General features: G+C 56.5%; 15 protein-coding genes. 13 read left to right on the top strand and 2 right to left on the bottom strand.

Annotation, left to right across the window (positions count from 1 at the left end):
* Positions 1–142: 142 nt before the first annotated feature.
* From I6N98_RS16540 to I6N98_RS16500, 9 genes are all read left to right on the top strand, one after another.
* Positions 143–595 carry a MarR family winged helix-turn-helix transcriptional regulator gene (locus I6N98_RS16540; RefSeq protein ID WP_198569427.1) on the top strand — a complete coding sequence of 151 codons (453 nt, stop codon included), beginning with the start codon at positions 143–145 and terminating at the stop codon, positions 593–595.
* Positions 596–920: 325 nt separating this feature from the next.
* Entirely contained in the window at positions 921–2132 is a 1212-nt protein-coding gene (locus I6N98_RS16535; RefSeq protein WP_198569426.1) for an acyl-CoA dehydrogenase family protein, read from the top strand.
* Complete coding sequence (locus I6N98_RS16530) at positions 2132–3169, top strand: phosphotransferase family protein (RefSeq protein WP_198569425.1); 1038 nt, start codon at positions 2132–2134, stop codon at positions 3167–3169. The genes I6N98_RS16535 and I6N98_RS16530 overlap by 1 nt, the downstream gene beginning before the upstream one ends.
* Positions 3160–3543, top strand: coding sequence for a DUF6285 domain-containing protein (locus I6N98_RS16525; RefSeq protein WP_198569424.1), 384 nt, complete (start codon positions 3160–3162; stop codon positions 3541–3543). Before I6N98_RS16530 ends, I6N98_RS16525 begins: the two co-directional genes overlap by 10 nt.
* A 169-nt stretch (positions 3544–3712) precedes the next feature.
* Positions 3713–4894, top strand: coding sequence for an acyl-CoA dehydrogenase family protein (locus tag I6N98_RS16520; RefSeq protein ID WP_198569423.1), 1182 nt, complete (start codon positions 3713–3715; stop codon positions 4892–4894).
* A gap of 10 nt (positions 4895–4904) precedes the next feature.
* Positions 4905–6002, top strand: coding sequence for an acyl-CoA dehydrogenase family protein (locus I6N98_RS16515; RefSeq protein WP_198569422.1), 1098 nt, complete (start codon positions 4905–4907; stop codon positions 6000–6002).
* A gap of 43 nt (positions 6003–6045) precedes the next feature.
* Entirely contained in the window at positions 6046–7596 is a 1551-nt protein-coding gene (locus tag I6N98_RS16510; RefSeq protein WP_198569421.1) for a long-chain-fatty-acid--CoA ligase, read from the top strand.
* A 21-nt stretch (positions 7597–7617) separates the two neighbouring features.
* Positions 7618–7977: a DoxX family protein gene (locus I6N98_RS16505; RefSeq protein WP_198569420.1), complete on the top strand. Its 360-nt coding sequence runs from the start codon at positions 7618–7620 to the stop codon at positions 7975–7977.
* 38 nt (positions 7978–8015) lie between these two features.
* Complete coding sequence (locus tag I6N98_RS16500; protein WP_198569419.1) at positions 8016–9380, top strand: cytochrome P450; 1365 nt, start codon at positions 8016–8018, stop codon at positions 9378–9380.
* On the opposite strand, the gene I6N98_RS16495 is transcribed toward I6N98_RS16500, so the two are convergent.
* Both I6N98_RS16495 and I6N98_RS16490 read right to left on the bottom strand, forming a co-directional pair.
* On the bottom strand, positions 9377–10384 hold the full coding sequence (locus I6N98_RS16495) for an alpha/beta hydrolase fold domain-containing protein (RefSeq protein ID WP_198569418.1): 1008 nt from the start codon (positions 10382–10384) through the stop codon (positions 9377–9379). The two genes, I6N98_RS16500 and I6N98_RS16495, sit on opposite strands and share 4 nt — an antisense overlap.
* 5 nt (positions 10385–10389) lie before the next feature.
* Entirely contained in the window at positions 10390–10983 is a 594-nt protein-coding gene (locus tag I6N98_RS16490) for a TetR/AcrR family transcriptional regulator (protein ID WP_198569417.1), read from the bottom strand.
* Between the two features lie 117 nt (positions 10984–11100).
* Between I6N98_RS16490 and I6N98_RS16485 the strand changes: the two genes are divergently transcribed.
* The 4 genes from I6N98_RS16485 to I6N98_RS16470 are packed head-to-tail and all read left to right on the top strand — an operon-like array spanning position 11101 to position 15050.
* Entirely contained in the window at positions 11101–11646 is a 546-nt protein-coding gene (locus tag I6N98_RS16485; RefSeq protein WP_198569416.1) for a hypothetical protein, read from the top strand.
* Positions 11647–11659: 13 nt separating this feature from the next.
* Complete coding sequence (locus I6N98_RS16480; protein ID WP_198569415.1) at positions 11660–11917, top strand: hypothetical protein; 258 nt, start codon at positions 11660–11662, stop codon at positions 11915–11917.
* Positions 11918–11950: 33 nt separating this feature from the next.
* A complete protein-coding gene (locus tag I6N98_RS16475) occupies positions 11951–14239 on the top strand; it encodes a TonB-dependent receptor (RefSeq protein ID WP_198569414.1) in 2289 nt (762 codons plus the stop codon).
* Between the two features lie 28 nt (positions 14240–14267).
* A complete protein-coding gene (locus I6N98_RS16470) occupies positions 14268–15050 on the top strand; it encodes an SDR family oxidoreductase (protein ID WP_198569413.1) in 783 nt (260 codons plus the stop codon).
* Positions 15051–15082: the final 32 nt, after the last annotated feature.

The raw sequence follows: 15082 nt of genomic DNA, 5'->3' as shown, positions 1-15082 counted from the left end.
TGCTGGAAAGTACAGCAACTCCCTCTTATAATGTCAATATACTTTACTAAAATACTGTCCGAGTGGGCTTGTATGGAGATTGAGCCTACAATCGTGTGCTGACTGAGCACGGGCAAATAACAGCTGTGGTGTCGCATTTGATATGAAGAAAATTGTGAGCGAAGACAAGAACGTACTGATTGGTACCCTGGCCTATGCCTTGTATTGGGTGGACGAGAGCCTGCAAGCCAGCTTGCAGGCGGCAGGCTGGGAACGCATGAGTCGGACCCGCTCAATGATCATGGTCAATATCACCGCCGGCATAAACCGCCCTGCAGATTTGGCGCGCAGTTTGGGGATCAGCCGCCAGGCGATTCACCAGTTGTTGCAGGGCATGCGGGATGAGGGTTTGATCGAAATGGTCGCCGACCCCAAAGACCGTCGCGCCAAGGTGGTCCAGTTTGCCCCCAGTGCCGACCAGATCCGCGCTGATGCGGCAAAAATAATGAAAGGCATCGAGAAGGAGCTGGCCCGGCGCTTGGGTGAAGCAGAGTTCAAGTCCCTGAAAAAATCCCTTAATCACGAGTGGGGCCCGGTATCAGTCATCAAAATCTAAGCCCTTCGATGTACGGTACAAAAGCGTTTGCGTAGCCGTGTAGGGTGTATGGCTTGAATGGCGCTTGCCGGGTTAATCGAGCCGGTGGTTTAAAGTTGCCGGCAGCGCCAGTAGACAATAAATAAAGTGGCGGTTAAGTCCTAGTTTTTCGTCGGTGTCCAAGCATCCCTCGGCCACACGCCGTACCTTTGTGTTGGCGGAGACGTTGCCGTTGCGATGGTGTCAGTCCTCCGTCGAGCAAATAAGTCAATATCCTTGACAAATAGTCGCGGTCCTTGATTTGATGGGGATCGCGCTCCACAAGCACTGAAATCGGAGAATAACGATGTCTGAATCCCGCGACTGGACCGTAGTGAGACGCGAGGTCAAAACCTTTTTGGAAGAGCGGATTTACCCCGCAGAGCCGATCTTGCAAGGCGAGGATAAGCAGCGCTCTATGGAGACCTTGCGCGGGCTGATGGCCGAGGCTAAAACGGCAGGCCTGTGGGCGCTGGGCGACCCTAAGGAGATCGGTGGTCAGGGTATGCCCTTTCTGGAGTATGTGTACATCAACGAAGTGATCGGCCGCTCTGAATACGCCCAATTGGTTTTTGGCACTTATACCTTGCAAGACTCCATTATGCTCAATCAGTACGCGTCGCCAGCGCAGCGGGAGCAGTATTTGGCGCCTCTGGTTGCGGGGGAGATTTTCCCAAGCTTTGCGATGACCGAGCCGGACTTGGCCAGTTCCGACCCCACCCAATTGCAGACCTCAGCCGTGCTGGAAAACGGCGAGTGGGTGATCAACGGTCGCAAGTGGTTTACCACCGGGGCTGATATTGCTGCCTATACCACCATCATGTGTCGCACCGAGCCGGAGGCCCCAGGCCACTCCGCCTTTAGTATGATTCTGGTCCCCACTGACCATCCCGGTTACAAGATTCAGCGTGATACCCCCGTGCTGGGGTTAAACACCGGCCACTTCGAAGTGGTCTACGACAATATCCGCGTGCCGGAGGAAAACCTGCTGGGCAAGCGCGGCGAAGGCTTTTTAATTGCCCAGCGCCGACTCGGCCCCGGTCGTATTTTTCACGCCATGCGCTGGTTGGGACAGGCGCAGCGTGCTTTTGACTTGATGTGCGAGCGTCTTCACAACCGCAGTGCCTTTGGTGGCCCCCTGGCCGACAAGCAGTTAATGCAGCAGCACGTGTTTGATTCCTTGTCTGAAATTCAGGCTTGCCGACAGCTCACTCTGCACGCGGCCAAGTGCATCGACAGTGGTGATCCGGGGCGTGTCGAGATTGGCCTGATCAAAGTGGTGGGCGCGCGAATGGTCCACAATGTGATCGACCGGGCCATTCAGGTCTACGGCGCCGCCGGTCTGACTGACGATACCCCGCTGAGCAGGATGTACCGCCATGCCCGTGAAGCCCGGGTTTACGACGGGCCAGATGAAGTACACATTCAATCCGTGGCCAAGCAGATCCTTAAACGCTATCGCGACAGCGATGGTCGCGGCTGGGACTTTGGTGAGCGGGACGCGGAGTGGAGCGGCTAATGGCGGATGCTCTGGATTTTTCCGCCTCTGCTGAGCAGCTTCAGCCGCGCTTGCAAGCTGCGGTGTCCGAGTTTATTGGCGAGCCCGTTACCATTGACCAGTTGCGGCAACTTACCGCCGGCGCTGCGGCCCAGACCTGGCGCTTTACTGCCCAGAGTCAGGCCGGCGAGCAATCCTTGATTTTGCGCCGGGGTGTGGACGCCGATCAATTTGCCGGCGCCCTGGGCAAGGCCGACGAGGCGAAGGTGATTGCCGCCGCAGTGGCCTGTGGTGTGAGTGCGCCGGAAGTGCTTGGCGTGCTCCATGAGCGCCACGGGCTGGGCGAGGGTTTTGTGATGAGCTGCATCGACGGCGAAACCCTGCCGCCGAAAATACTCAAGGACCCCCGCTTCGAGTCTGCCCGCGCCGAGCTTGCCGGGCAGTGCGGCACAGAGCTGGCCCGGATTCATTCTGTGCCCCGTACTCAGGTGAATCATCTGGCGGTCAATGATCTGCGCGGGCAGATCGATTTCTACGAAGACAGCTATCGCCAATTCGATCATCCGCTGCCGGTGTTTGAGGCGGCGTTTCAAGTTCTGCGTCGCCGGGTGGCGGATTTTGAGCTGCCCGAGTCTTCTCTGGCGCTGGTGCACGGCGACTTCCGCAACGGCAATATCATTGTTGACGAGACGGGCTTGCGGGCGGTGCTGGATTGGGAGCTGGCTCACATAGGCGACCCGATGGAAGACCTGGGGTGGTTGTGTGTGAACTCCTGGCGCTTTGGTAACCGCGATAAGCCGGTGGGCGGGTTCGGCGATCGCGAGTCGTTGTTCAGTGCCTATCAGGCCGCCAGTGGTCAGGCCGTCGATCCCACCCGTGTGGCGGTGTGGGAGTTGTTCGGGGTGCTGAAGTGGGGCGTGATTTGTCTCTACCAGTGCCATGTTCACCTCAGTGGTGTGTTGCCCTCGGTGGAGCGCGCGGCCATTGGCCGGCGGGTATCGGAGTGCGAATTGGATATTGTCGATTTGATCGACGCAGGAGGGGAGTTATGGCGCTAGGATTTCCCAGCGATCGCCAACTGCTGGAGGCGATACGGCAATTCTTGAAAGAGGAGGTTCAGCCGGCGATCACCGACCCGGCTGTAGCCTATCGTTTAAAAGTCGCTGCCAACAGCTTGTCCATTGTGGCCCGGGAGTGCGAACAATCCGAGGCGCTGTCACAGCTGGAGCAAACGCGGTTTTCACAGCTGTTGGCGGTGCAGGGCGATGCTGAAGAATTAAACCGGCAGATGGCCCAAGCCCTGCGCGACGGCGCGCTGGACGCCGCCGATCCCGAGGTGCTAACCGCGCTTAAAGAGATTGCATTGGCCAAGCTGGCAATCGATAACCCGAGGTATTCGAGCTACCAGGCCTTGGCGCCCTCCGGGAGCTAAGTCTGGATAGCAAAGACATCACTGCACGCTGTGTTCTGCGGCATAGCGGTGATGTTAAGAGTTAAATATTGAGAAATAAAAGTTGAGAGCTAAAAGTTGACAGTTAAGAGCTAAGCGGGCCGAAGCATCAAGGCAGTGAGGCTGAGATAACAACAAAAGGCAATTCACTATGCACGCGACCTTTACACCAGAGGAAACCGCCTTTCAGGAGGAGGTCAGGACGTTTATGCAATCCGCTTTTACGCCAGAGCTGGCGGAGCGGCTACGACACCCCGAGACTTTTAAAGAGGCCACTATCGAGTGGCAAAAAAGCCTCGATGCCCAGGGTTGGGCGGCCAACGGTTGGCCCGTCCAGCACGGCGGCTGCGACTGGAGCGCCACCCAAAAATACATTTATTGCAGCGAAATGGCGGCAGTGGGAGCCCCTGATGTGATTCCAATGGGGATCAAGATGGTGGCGCCGGTGTTATATAGCTACGGCAGCGAAGAGCAAAAAGCGCGCTTTCTGCCGCCCACCAAAGCGTCGGATATCTGGTGGTGTCAGGGCTATTCTGAACCCGGCGCCGGCTCGGATTTGGCCGCCTTAAAAACCCGGGCTGTGCGCGACGGCGACGACTACGTGGTGACCGGCAGTAAGATTTGGACCACCTATGCTCAGTATGCGGACTGGATGTTTTGTCTGGTAAAGACCAGTGACGAAGGCCGCCCGCAACAGGGGATCAGCTTTTTGCTGATCGAGATGAACTCCCCCGGTATCACTGTCAGCCCCATTATCTCCATCGATGGTGAGCATCACCTCAATGAGGTGCATCTCGACGCTGTGCGGGTGCCGGTGGGCAATCTGATCGGCGAGGAAAACCGCGGCTGGGAGTACGCTAAGGCGCTGTTGAATTACGAGCGCACGGCACTGGCCGGAGTGGCGGCCTGCAAGCGCATGTTGGCGGACATCAAAGGATTGTTTCGCGGTGAGCACCGCGCCCACTGCCTGGCGGCGACGGCGGATGTCAAAGCCCGTATGGCCGACATTGAAATGGATCTGATGGCGCTGGAGTTTCTCGAACTGTCGGTGCTTAACAAGTTGGATAAAGGACAGGCGCCGGGGATGGAATCCTCGCTGTTGAAATTGAAAGGAACGGAATTACAACAGGCCCTGCAAGCATTACGTTGGGATGTCACTGCCGGTTTCGGCAGCGTCAGCCAGTTTCCGGCTGGGGGTCAGTATCTCGCCAGTCACCTCAGCCATGCCCACCGCATACGTCGGGAGTATATGTTTGGCCGAGCGGCCACCATCTACGGTGGCAGTAACGAAGTGCAGAAAAATATCATCGCCAAGTACGGCCTGGGACTGTAAGGATAGAACAATGGATTTTTCCCTGACCGACGAACAGCAGTTGTTAAAAGACAGTATTGAACGCTACTGCGCGGATCAACAGCCAGACGTAGACGCCGCCGAGCAGTGGCAGGTATTTGCCGAGCTGGGCTGGTTGGCGATGCCCTTTGCGGAAGATCTGGGTGGCTTTGGTGGCTCCATTGTGGAGAGCTGCTTACTGATGGAAGGCCTGGGCAAGTCGGCCAGTATCGCGACGTTTTGGTCGTCGATATTGGTGGCCGGTGCACTGCTGGCGGCCGCGCCAGCTTCGCCGCGCCGGGATGAATTACTCACTGAGGTGATGAGCGGTGACCTCCGTCTCACCCCGGCCCTGTTTGAAGGTCACTACGGTGAGGTTCCGTCCTCTTGGCAGTGTCTTGCCCGTCGCGACGCCGACGGCTGGCGACTGAGCGGCACCAAAGTCCTGGTGCCCGGTGCCCACTTTGATCAAGCGCTGGTGGTGGCGCGTACCGAGTCCGGTGAGCTCAATGCGTTTGTAGTGGCGTCCGATAGTGACGGTCTCATTAGCGAGCGCATGGCTTTGATGGATGGCAGTGACTGTTGCACCTTGATACTGGAGGATGTCAGCGTTGATGCCGGGGCCTGTCTGTTTACCGGTGATGGCTGTGAGGCAGCGCTGGAGCAGGTGCTGCTGTCGGCGACAGTGGCCTTGGCGGCAGAAGCCCAGGGCGCGATGGATGCCCTGCTAAGAGACACCGTGGAATACGCCAAAAACCGCAAGCAGTTCGGCGTCGCCATCGGCTCCTTCCAGGCTTTGCAGCACCGCATGGTGGACATGTATGCGGACGCCGAGTTGTGTCGTGCCATGCTGCTGCGTGGGCAATGTGCGGTGCTGGACCACAGCGCCGATCGCACCGAGGTGGTGGCGGCACTGAAATACCAAGTGGGGCGTAAGGGCCGCAAGATTGCCGAGGAGGCCGTTCAACTGCACGGCGGTATGGGAGTCAGTGAGGAGTTACCCATCGGCCAGTACTTAAAACGTCTAATGATGATCGATGCCTGTCTGGGCAGCGCCGATATCCAGCGCGAGCGCTTTTATCAGCATCGCTACGCAGATCTACCTCAATAAGCGCCCGCCGGGCGAGGGGCAATAACGATAATGGAGAAGCGCCATGAACTTGTTTAACAACCTGTGTGAGTACCTGGACTTTCACGCTACCAATCGCGGTGACGTGATGATGTCCAGCGATGCCAACAGCTCGCTGAGCTACCGGGAGGCTCGGGACTACGTTCAGCGTATCGCCGCCGCCCTGCAGTCCAGTGGTATTGCCAAAGGCGACCGGGTGGGCATCCTCGCCAAAAATTCGGTGGATAACTTTTGCGTGTTTCTGGCCTGTGCCCGCATCGGCGCGGTGGCGGTGGGGCTCAACTATCGCTTGAGCGTTGACGAACTCAACTTTATCGCCAGTGATGCCAATATCAAACTGCTGTGCTTTGACAGTGAGTTTGATGAACTGCGGGGTGAGTACTTGCAGGGCAAACCCGGCGTCTGTATCGATGGCGATATCGCCGGTACAGCGTCACTGGCCGCCTGGCTGGAGGGGGCTGGGACCTTTAATGATGTGGCAGTCACCGCCGACGACACCCTGTTCCATATGTATACCAGCGGCACAACCGGTCGCCCCAAGGGGGTGTTGATCAGCCACGGCAACGTGTTGATTAATTGCTATCAGGCGCCTTTAAGCAGCGGTGTATGGTCCCGGGTCGGTGAGCGTGCCCTGGTAATTGCCCCCAACTTCCATGCCGTGGGTTTGGTGGGGTCGCTGATGGGGGTGATTTACGGCTCGTCTCTGGTCATTCATCGCGATTACGATCCAGTGGGGATGATTGAGACCCTGGCCAATGAGCGCATCAATGTGGTGGCGGTGATCCCAGTGATGCTGCAGTTCTCAATGATGATGGTGCCCAATATCAAGGACTACGATTTTTCCCATCTCCATACCATTAACTATGGCGCCTCACCGATTCCGGAGAGTCTGCTAAAAGAGTGTATGGATACCTTTGGTTGTGATTTTGTGCAGGGTTATGGGCAAACTGAAGCGACCATGGCGCTGGCCTTCTTAACCGCCGAAGATCACCGCCGGGCCCTAGCATCTGAGCCAGAATTGCTGCGCTCCTGTGGTCGCGCAGTGGCGGGCACCGATATCAAGATTGTCGACGATGCCGGGCAGGAGGTGCCTCGGGGAGAGATTGGCGAGATCGTCGCCCGAGGCCCGCAGATTATGCAGGGTTATTGGAACAACGATGAGGCAACAGCCAAAACCGTGGTGGATGGCTGGCTGCACACCGGCGATGCCGGGTTGATGGATGAGCGCGGTTATCTCTTTATCAAAGATCGTGTTAAAGACATGATTATCTCCGGGGGAGAAAACATTTATCCCGTAGAGATTGAAAACCACTTGATGGCACACCCACAAATCGACGATGCCGCAGTGATTGGCATCCCGGATGAGAAGTGGGGCGAGGTGCCGCTGGCGGTGTTGGTGTCCGGTGAAAACCCACCATTGAGTGAAGGAGAACTGGAGGCCTACTGTCGCGGTAAACTGGCGGGTTTCAAAATTCCCAGCAAGTTGGAATACATTCCCGGCTTGCCCCGCAATCCCAGCGGCAAGATTCTCAAGAAAGATCTGCGCCAGCTGTTTGCTGACAAATACGGATTCTAAGCTGGCCCAGGGGAATCGTGTATGGGGTTTAGCGTTCTACAGGCGTTGTTGATAGCCTTCTTTGGTGTGGCAGCGCTGCTTAAGTTGATTCGCCATCCCCATATGGTGGAGGAGTTTGAGAAATTCGCCTATCCCTACGGGCTGGCCTATGTGGCCGCCGTAGGGGAAGTGCTGGCAGTAACGCTGCTGATAGTGGGGTTTTTTAAGCCGGCCTATACCGCCCCGGGAGCCCTGCTACTGTTTGTTATTATGCTGGGTGCCGCGTTCATTAATTTCGTCAAACGCCCGCCGAGTTACGGTGTTGGTGTGCTGGTGATCGCCGCCCTGTGTGTGTGGCTAGCCGGGTCCCAGTGGCTGGCGTTTACCGAAACTTTTTTATAAGTCACCAAGCTCGCGTTGAGTTCTGGGAGGAGATCACAATGAAATCGCCAACGTCTACAGATTATTTGCAATTACCGCGAATGCCTAACTCTCGCCTGTCTCACATCCCGGGCGACAGCGGTCAGCTTCCGGTACTTGGCGATACCCTGCCTTTTTTGAAGGATTACCTGGGCTTGTCCCAGCGCAAGGCGGCCAAGTACGGGCGGATTTTTCGCAACAATGCATTGCTGCAGAATTCCGTGGCGCTGTTGGGGCCGGAATACAACGAGCTGGTGCTAAAAAACAGCGACAAAATCTTCTCCAGCAAACTGGCTTGGGACCCTCTCCTTGATCGACTCTTTCCCGATGGCTTGATGTTGCGGGATTTTGACGAGCATCGCTTCCATCGCAAAATTTTACAGGCGGCCTTTAAAAAAGAAGCGCTGATGGGTTACCTGGATGTGATGCTGCCGCGACTGGAGCAAGGCGTCGCCGACTTCCCCAAGGATCAAACCTTCGGCTTTAAGGATCAGATCAAAGCCCTGTTGCTGGACGTTGCCGCCCAAGTGTTTATGGGGGTGGAAATGGGCGATGATGCGGACAAGATCAACAAAGCCTTTGTGAATGCCATGGAGGCCTCGCTGGCAGTAGTCAAAATCCCGGTGCCGGGCACCTTGTGGTATCGGGGCCTGAAGGGGCGGCAAACCCTGGTGAAGTTTGTCGAAAGCCAGATCGACGAAAAGCGCAAAGTCGAAAGCGCCGATTTCTTCTCCCAGTTCTGTCACGCCAAAGATGAGGACGGTAACTACCTCAGTGATGAAGCGGTTCGAGATCACATTATCTTCTTGCTGTTTGCTGCCCACGACACTACGACCAGTACCCTGTGTTCGATTGTCTACGCCCTGGCCAAGAATCCCCAGTGGCAGGATATTCTCCACGAGGAATTTGCGGCTCTGGGCAAAGACAAGCCCGACTATACCGACTTGGGTGAGTTTAAAAACGCCGCCCTGGTGATGCAGGAGGCGCTGCGAATGTATCCACCGGTACCGGCAATTCCCCGGCGCTGTATTGAGGAGACAGAAATCGGTGGCTACCGTATCCCCAAAAATACCGCGATCGGTTTGTCGCCGCTGTTCACCCATTACATGGAAGAGTACTGGACTGAGCCCACCAAATTTGATCCGGAGCGATTCTCGCCGGAGCGAGCCGAGCACAAAAAGCACTTCTACCAGTGGTTACCCTTTGGCGGCGGCAGTCACAAGTGCCTGGGGCTGAATTTTGCCGAAATACAGGTCAAGCTCTTCCTGTATGCGCTACTGCGGCACTACCGTATTGAAGTGGAGCCCGGCTACCAAATGAAATACAGCGCGGTGCCGATATCCTTCCCCACTGACGGTTTGCCGATTAAATTGGTGGCGCGCTAGTCGCGCTGCTTATTGGCGGCTAACTGCTCTTTGGCGGCTAAGTGCTCTTTGGCAAATATCGCGACGTCGCGAAGGGCCTCTTTGGCTTCGGGCAGTATCCGGTAGAACACCGGAAACACGTGGGGCAGATGGGGCCAGATATCGCACTTAACGGCAACCTCGGCCGCGTGGCAGCGCTGGGCCATCTCCACGGCGTCGTCCACCAGGATTTCGCTGCTGCTGGCGATAAAAAACAGCGGCGGCAGGCCCCGACAATCCATAAATAGCGGAGAGATTTCGGGGTTGCTGGTGTCTTGGTTTGGGCAGTAGATATCCACCAGGTGGGGCAGGGAGGAAACCGGCAGAAGCGGGTCGCGAATCCGTTGTAGATAGCGCCTGGCCGGGTTCTGGGTCCGGGCCATGTCGGTTAAGGGTGACAGTGGAATGCCGCAACAAGGGTAGGGTAATTGCGCCTCGCGAAGCCGCTGTAGCAAACCGAGTAATAAATTCCCCCCTGCCGAGTCACCGATCAATACAATTTTATTGGCGGAAAACCCCCGCTGCAGTAAGTCCCGGTATACGGCCTCACAGTCATCCAGCGCTGCCGGATAGCGGTGTTGTGGTGACAAGCGGTAATCCGGCATTACGCCGCTGGCGCCCAGTTTGTGACAGACCTTTGCCATTGCAGAGAAATGAAAGTGAGGGGCGGCAGGCAAGATAAAGGCGCCGCCGTGCAGCCATAAAACGATGGGTCGGTCGCTGTCGTCCAGCGGCCCCCAGGTGTGACAGGGCACCTCCCCCAGCGAGTGCGACACAATGGTATGGCCGCGAAGGCTCGGCCATGTCATCGACTTCATTTGCCGCTGGCGTTTGGCGATATCTTTGGGGCGGGGCGTTTCCGACGAACTCAGCATCGGCCGAACAAAGGCGCGCATCATGCCGAGCACAAAGCGCGAACGCCGACTCAGTTCCAGTTGACGATGTCGTATCACCCGCTCGTTGTCGCGGGTGTCGGCTGCTTGCATAGGGCTTAGTCACCATTAAGTGGCAGTAGAGTATTCACTGCCCATGCTAACTCCTCGGTGGCTGAAGTGGGATGCGGCAAATGGGTGAGTTGGGGTTGGGCAATACCGATGGCGATCAATAGTCGCGCGCGGCGATGAGCTTCGATGGGGTCGATACCAAGAGCAATAAATTTGTCTTTAAGGTAGCCCAGAATCAGCAAATCCGCCTTGGCGACCGCCTCGCTGACGCGCTCGTCTTTGCAGGCCCAATTGCGCATGACTCGGTCAATTGCGGCGATGTTGGAAGTCTGCCACACCGTCACAATTTGACGAATGCTGGCACTGGCATTGCCCTTGGCGTCTTTCTCGATATCGCCATAGATGTTTTGGTGCAAGCGTCCAGACCAGGCCTCCACTACCGAGTCGATCATGGCAGCGCGGTTTTTAAAGTGCCAGTAAAAGCTCCCCTTTGAGACCTTGAGGCGTCGGCACAGGTTGTCGATGGTGACCTGCTCATAGCTGCCGGTCTCCGCGATAATGGCAAAGGCCTCCAGCACAAAGTCGCTGTGGGAGAGCCGGGTATCCTGTTTGCTGTCTTGGCTGGAAGATGTGCTGGGCATAATCTTTTCTTCACTGCATTTATGTAAATCTAGTTGACAATAAACCATACCAAACCGTATGGTATGGTTTGCGAGCTTAACATAAGAATACGTATTGGCAATCGCGGAGAGGCGCCTGTGACACTCCTGGACTCAATGGCTCAATTTCTCGGCCCACACTACATGAAGGTGAAGTTCGTGCACCTGTTGTTTGCCATGGTGTGGTTGTGGAGCACGGCAGTGGCCTATTTAACCTATATTGTGCCGGTGGTGCGGCGCTGGTTTGCCGACCCCGACAACCCCGCCTTATTGCAGCAGCGCAACGAGGTATTGGAGCGGTTTGACGATGGGGTGGTCCTGGAGCACGTCGCCTTCCCGGTAGTGTTGCTCAGCGGTCTGTGCCTGTTGTTGGTGGGGGGCTGGGGGCCGGACAGCTACTGGCTGGTGTTAAAGCTGGGAGTGGTATGCCTGATTTTTCTGCCAATAGAAATTTACGACTACTGGCTTTCCCATTTTGGTGGCAATAAAAAGAAAATTCGCCGCCGGGAAGGTGGCGACCCACTGTCGTCCCGCCGTTACGAGCAAGTGATGCAGTACCACCTGTGGTTTTTGGTGGTCACCACCCCCCTCATCGCCATAGGCGGCGTCAGTGTAGTGTATCTGGCCACCGTCAAACCCCTGTAAAGGCGCTGTGAATATGGAACATCCGCAGACCCCGAATCGTGATATGGCCGTCACCCGCGCTAAATTACAAAAGATCGCGGCTGTTATGTCCCTTTACGTGTTTTTGGTGTTGTGGCCGGCCACAGACTGGGTACGCCTGACGTTTGCTAACGATGCCAACGCCTTTAGCGTATCGCGAATGATCACAGCGCTGCTTTGCGCCATTGGCTTTGGGGTGTACGCCCAGTGGCAAATGCAGCGCTTAGTCTTCAAGGAAAAAAAATCACAATAACAATGACGACATGACGTCGGAAGGTTAGAAGCTATGAATAAAGCTATCCTTATGGCATCGCTATGCGCTGCCTGCTCCCTCACCCTCGCCCAGGAATCCGGCCCTCAAGGGCGCGAAAAGAAGCGCCGCGACTATATCGAGGAGGTTATCGTCACCGCCACGAAAAAAGCCGAATCCATCCAGGATGTACCGCTGTCGGTCTCGGTGCTGAGTGGCGAGCGGATGAAGAACACCAGCATTGAGTCCTTTGAGGATGTGTCCCAGGCCAGCCCCAACACCGACATCAACATGACGCCAGGCTACGTGCAGGTGGGTATGCGGGGGCTGAACTCCCCCATCAACGACGGCATGGAGCAGTCGGTCGGCTTTTATGTCGACGGCGTGTACTACGGTAAAACGGCGTTCTTGCAGGATGCCTTCTTGGACTTGCAGCGGGTAGAACTGCTCAAGGGCCCCCAGGGCACCCTGTTTGGTAAGAATACCGTGGCCGGTGCAATCAACGTCACCACGGCATCACCCGATTATGAACCGGCGGCCTCAGTAACGTATACCGCCGGTGATCTGGATACTCGTCAGGCCGATGTGATGGTGAACTTGCCGCTGGTGGCAGATCGACTGGCGCTGAGAGTTGCCGCAACCAGCAGCTCCCGGGACGGCTACGTCAAAAATGTGTTGCGCGGTGGCGATGAGAAGAGCGTCGATAAGGACGGCATTCGCGCCAAGTTACTTTTCGATATCAACGACCGCATTAGCACCGAGCTCACCCATTACCGAGGTAGCTCCGCCGATACCGGCCAGGGTTGGGAGCCCTTTGTATTGCAGGGCGCGGGGCTGTTGGTCCACAGCCTCTTTGACCCAAACCTCGAAGATCGATTTGACTACCGCAGTCACACTAACTCAGATAACCGCAACCGCTTTGAGACCGAACTCACCAATTGGCTGACTAACTGGGACCTCGGGGAGCACACTCTCACTTTTATCGCCAGTCGTGCAGAAAGTGATGAAGTGCTATACCTGGATGCCGATACTGCCTCCGCGCCAGTGGCAGACTGGTTTAGAGACTTTCAATACGAACAGAATATGCTGGAGCTGCGCTTGGCCTCAGGCCCCGGCAAAGTCGAATACCTAATCGGTGTGTTTGGTTTTTGGTCCGAGACTCAGCAGGCGGGCGATCTGCGAATGCTGCCGGAAGGTCCGCTATCGGGGTTGGTAGGGCCGGCGTTGGAGACCTTGTTGGGTTTGGGGAACTTGTTGACCAGCCCCTTGTTGAGCCCTGTGGATGCGCTGCTTAACTCGCTTACCACAGACGCCCTGATACAAAACTACCAACTGGATACCCGCACCACCGCACTGTTCTCCCAGGTGACCTGGCATCTTTCCGAGCGGCTGAGCCTGGTGGGCGGCCTGCGGGCCTCTCAGGAAACCAAGGAGGTATTCCTGGACCAGGACTACGAAGCCACTGGGTTGTTATTGCAGGCAGCCTTTGGCGTGTCTGAATATACCCTCGACGCCAGTCGGGATGAGTCCAACGTGGCGCCAAAGTTAGCCTTGAAATATGCCGTGGGTGATGACGACATGCTCTATGCCAGCTATGCCGAGGGCTTTAAAGCGGGGGGCTACAATCCGCTGGCCCGCAACCCCAGTGAGGCCGAGTTTGACCAGGAGTACGCCCAGGCCTACGAGTTGGGTTACAAAATGACGGCCCTTGAAGGGGCGCTGGTGGTGAACTCCGCTCTCTACCTTACCCAGTTTGAGGACATGCAAATTCAGGCCTTTATCGGCAATGGCTTTTTGGTAAGCAACGCGGCGGAGGCCACCACCCAGGGGCTGGAAGTGGATGTCAATTACCAGCCTTTTGCCGGTACCTCGCTGTTTGCCAGCATGGGTATTGCCGATGCCACCTTTGACGAGTTTAAGGATGGACCGTGTCAGGCGGGCTCCCAGCAGGAAACCTGTGATCTTAGCGGTGAGCGCTTGCCGCGATCATCGGAGTACAGTGCCAATCTCGGCGGCACCTTTGTCTATCCGCTTTTCGATAACAGTGCGGCACTGTTTTTGGGGGCTGATGTGAGTTGGCGGAGTGATTTATTCTTTGATTTAGACGTCGACCCGATTGACTCCCAGGACGCCTACCACCTGATCAATTTGCATGTGGGTATCATCGACCCCGATCAGCGCTGGAAGTTTTTAGTCCACGCGAAAAACCTCCAGGATAGAAAGGTTCGGCGCTTTACCGCCGACCTGCCGATCTTTGACGGCTCCCATATGGGCTTCTTGATGCCACCCAGGATTATCACTGCCGATATCAACTATACTTTCTAGCCTAAGGTGAGTTTACGGGGAGAATACTATGCAAGAGTTGTTTTCAGTCAGTGATAAAGTCGCAGTGGTTACCGGCGGCTCCAGCGGTATCGGTGCAATGATTGCCAAGGGCTTTCTGGAAGGGGGCGCGCGGGTCTATATCACTGCCCGCAAGGAGGCCCAGCTGCTGGCAGCTCGGGATCAGTTGGCCCAGTTTGGCGACTGCCGGGCAATCGTGTCGGACTTGTCCAGTCTCGACGGCATCGCGGCACTGACGGAAAAACTCCAGGAGCAAGAGGGCGGCATCGATATTCTGGTGAACAATGCCGGCGCCACCTGGGGCGAGTCGATTGAGGCCTTTAGCGAAAATGGCTGGGACAAAGTCATGGATCTGAACGTAAAGTCGCCCTTCTTTTTGGTCAAAAGCCTTTTGCCCATGCTTAAAACCAAGGCGGAGCCGAGCGCCCCGGCCAAGGTGATCAATATTGCCTCGGTACATGGCCTGCGCTACTCCCACATGGAGAATTACTCCTACACAGCCAGCAAGTCTGCGGTACTGCAACTCACCCAGCACCTGGCGGCCCGCCTTGCCCAGGAGCATATCAACGTCAATGCCATTGCCCCGGGCTTCTTTCCTTCAAAGATGACGGCCTTTATGCAGCAGGCAGGGGAGAGTGAGGAGGACAACCCCTTCGTTCAAGGCATTCCCATGAAAAGGATGGGGAAGGGCGACGATATTGCTGCCGCCGCTATTTACCTTGCCTCCCGAGGATCGAATTATGTGACCGGCGCCACCCTGACCGTGGACGGTGGCGTGGTAGCCAGCGCCTAGCGAACTGTCCTCCGCCCGGAGGATACCTGCAA

Origin of the sequence: Spongiibacter nanhainus, from assembly GCF_016132545.1 — a bacterium.
Taxonomy (GTDB): Bacteria; Pseudomonadota; Gammaproteobacteria; order Pseudomonadales; family Spongiibacteraceae; genus Spongiibacter; species Spongiibacter nanhainus.
Note: the sequence above shows the minus strand (reverse complement) of the source record. Positions and strands in the feature narration are given on the sequence as shown.

Bases quoted from the DNA above. Each gene is read 5' to 3' on its own strand.
- I6N98_RS16470 (WP_198569413.1), top strand. From the start codon at position 14,268: ATGCAAGAGTTGTTTTCAGTCAGTGATAAAGTCGCAGTGGTTACCGGC.
- I6N98_RS16500 (WP_198569419.1), top strand. From the start codon at position 8,016: ATGAAATCGCCAACGTCTACAGATTATTTGCAATTACCGCGAATGCCT.
- I6N98_RS16475 (WP_198569414.1), top strand. From the start codon at position 11,951: ATGAATAAAGCTATCCTTATGGCATCGCTATGCGCTGCCTGCTCCCTC.
- I6N98_RS16525 (WP_198569424.1), top strand. From the start codon at position 3,160: ATGGCGCTAGGATTTCCCAGCGATCGCCAACTGCTGGAGGCGATACGG.
- I6N98_RS16515 (WP_198569422.1), top strand. From the start codon at position 4,905: ATGGATTTTTCCCTGACCGACGAACAGCAGTTGTTAAAAGACAGTATT.
- I6N98_RS16490 (WP_198569417.1), bottom strand. From the start codon at position 10,983: ATGCCCAGCACATCTTCCAGCCAAGACAGCAAACAGGATACCCGGCTC.
- I6N98_RS16540 (WP_198569427.1), top strand. From the start codon at position 143: ATGAAGAAAATTGTGAGCGAAGACAAGAACGTACTGATTGGTACCCTG.
- I6N98_RS16520 (WP_198569423.1), top strand. From the start codon at position 3,713: ATGCACGCGACCTTTACACCAGAGGAAACCGCCTTTCAGGAGGAGGTC.
- I6N98_RS16480 (WP_198569415.1), top strand. From the start codon at position 11,660: ATGGAACATCCGCAGACCCCGAATCGTGATATGGCCGTCACCCGCGCT.
- I6N98_RS16505 (WP_198569420.1), top strand. From the start codon at position 7,618: ATGGGGTTTAGCGTTCTACAGGCGTTGTTGATAGCCTTCTTTGGTGTG.
- I6N98_RS16535 (WP_198569426.1), top strand. From the start codon at position 921: ATGTCTGAATCCCGCGACTGGACCGTAGTGAGACGCGAGGTCAAAACC.
- I6N98_RS16495 (WP_198569418.1), bottom strand. From the start codon at position 10,384: ATGCAAGCAGCCGACACCCGCGACAACGAGCGGGTGATACGACATCGT.
- I6N98_RS16510 (WP_198569421.1), top strand. From the start codon at position 6,046: ATGAACTTGTTTAACAACCTGTGTGAGTACCTGGACTTTCACGCTACC.
- I6N98_RS16530 (WP_198569425.1), top strand. From the start codon at position 2,132: ATGGCGGATGCTCTGGATTTTTCCGCCTCTGCTGAGCAGCTTCAGCCG.